The 2,087-nt window shown below is 70.9% G+C and carries 2 protein-coding genes; both read left to right on the forward strand.

The features are described 5' to 3' along the window. A partial coding sequence (locus D477_RS20385; RefSeq protein ID WP_005275095.1) for a PEP-utilizing enzyme occupies positions 1-993 on the forward strand: 993 nt, incomplete at its 5' end. Between the two features lie 103 nt (positions 994-1,096). After that, a partial coding sequence (locus D477_RS20390) for a serine/threonine-protein kinase (RefSeq protein WP_005275099.1) occupies positions 1,097-2,087 on the forward strand: 991 nt, incomplete at its 3' end.

Raw genomic sequence — 2,087 nt, forward strand, 5'->3', positions numbered from 1 at the left:
CCGCAGGAGCTGGCGCGCGCCTACCGGAACGGCACGCTGCCGGAGACGGCCCGGCGGCAGCTCCGTACCTTCCTGGCCGAGTACGGCCACCGCGCGGTCGCCGAGATCGACCTGGGCGTGCCGCGCTGGTCGGAGGACCCGGCCCACATCATCAACGTCATCGCCAACTACCTGCGGCTGCAGGATCCCGAGCAGGCCCCGGACCGGCAATTCGCGCGGGCTGCGGCGCAGGCGGATGCCAAGATCGCCGACCTGGTCCAAGGCAGCAAGGCCCGCGGACGGCTGCGCAGCCGGCTCATCGCCTACGGCCTGCACCGGGCGCGCGGCAGCGCCGGCATGCGCGAATACCCGAAGTTCCGGCTCATCGTCGCGCTGGCCGCGCTGCGCCGGCAACTGCAGCACGTGGGCGACGAGCTGGTCGCTGCCGGTGCCATCGCGGACGCGGACGACGTCTTTTTCCTGGACCTCGCCGAAGCCCGGGTGGGACTGCGCGGCGCGGAACTGCAGGGCATCACCGTCGAGCGGCGCCGCAACTACGCGCGGGAAATGCGCCGCCGGCACATCCCGCGCCTCCTCCTTTCCGACGGCACGGACGTGGAGGCGGCGATGGCCGCAACAGCAACAACGACGACGGCGGGGGCCCACCTGCCGCCCGGAACCTTGACCGGGGCGCCGGCTTCCGCAGGCACCATCACCGGCACCGCCCGGGTTGTCCTCGATCCCGCCGGCGCGCGGCTGGAGCCGGGCGAAATCCTCGTCGCACCGTCCACCGACCCCGGCTGGACCCCACTCTTCCTTACCGCCGGAGCCCTCGTGATGGAGATGGGCGGACCGGTGTCGCACGGAGCCGTAGTGGCGCGCGAATACGGAATCCCCGCCGTCGTTGGCGTCCCCTTCGCCACTACGCGCATTGCCACCGGGGACAGGATCACGGTGGACGGCGCCGCCGGGACGATCATCCCCAACGGCGCGACAGGGCCGGACACGACGTGAACCTCCTCGCCGGCAGGGCGGAGACATAGCGCGGTCACAGCCCATCCTTAGCTTGGCGGCCTAACATCGTCTGCACAACCAGTGCCCTACCGGGAGGCCTCCCATGCCGAACATGCCCGCGACGGAAATTTCCAGTGCCGTACTGAACGGCCGGTACCAGGTCGGCCCGCTGATCGGCCGCGGCGGCATGGGCAGCGTGTACCGCGGCATCGACCACGTCCTCCAGCGCCAGGTCGCGGTCAAGGTCCTCCACCGGGCGCACGATGGGAGGCAACGGCTCGACCTGGAGCGGCAGGAGGTGCTGACCATGGCGCGGCTGAACCACCCGGGCCTCGTCGCGCTTTACGACGCCGGCACCACCCCGTACGGCGGAGACGATGTCCCGTGGCTGGTCATGGAACTCATCGACGGCGTGGATCTCGGGCTCCAGCTTGAAGCGGGCCCCCTCGACCAGCGGGCAACCGCACTGCTGGGCAGCAGGCTCGCGGCGACGCTGCACTACATCCACAACCACAGCACGGTGCACCGGGACATCAAACCGAGCAACGTCATGCTGGCGCACTACGGCGACGACGATCCGCAGCCGAAGCTGGCGGACTTCGGCATCGCCACGTTGATCGGCCAGCCCGGCCTTGCAGCCGGCGACACCACCATCGGCACCGCGGCCTACCTCAGCCTGGAACAGGTCAGGGGCGGCAGCGTCGGGCCTGCCTCGGACATCTACTCGCTGGGATTGGTCCTGCTGCAGTGCCTCACCGGCGAAGTCGAATACCCGGGACCGTCCCTGGAGTCGGCGCTGGCCCGGCTGGACCGCCCGCCCCGGATTCCGCCGGACCTGCTTCCGGAACTGCGCGCGCTGCTGGCCGCCATGACCGCCGCGGAGGAACCGGAGCGGCCCGACGCCCTCGACGTTGCCCGCACCCTCCGGAACATCGGCGGCATCTTCCAGGAGAATCCAGCCCCGGCACCGCGAAAAATTGCCACGGCGGGAAGCCGTCCGCTCGCGCCGCTCCATCTTCTCCCCTCCCTGTCCACCGGCCAGCTCACCAACGCCACCCGCGCCCTGGCGCCGCTGAACCCGCCGGTGTTACCCG

Origin of the sequence: Arthrobacter crystallopoietes BAB-32, from assembly GCF_000328305.2 — a bacterium.
GTDB lineage: Bacteria > Actinomycetota > Actinomycetes > Actinomycetales > Micrococcaceae > Crystallibacter > Crystallibacter crystallopoietes_A.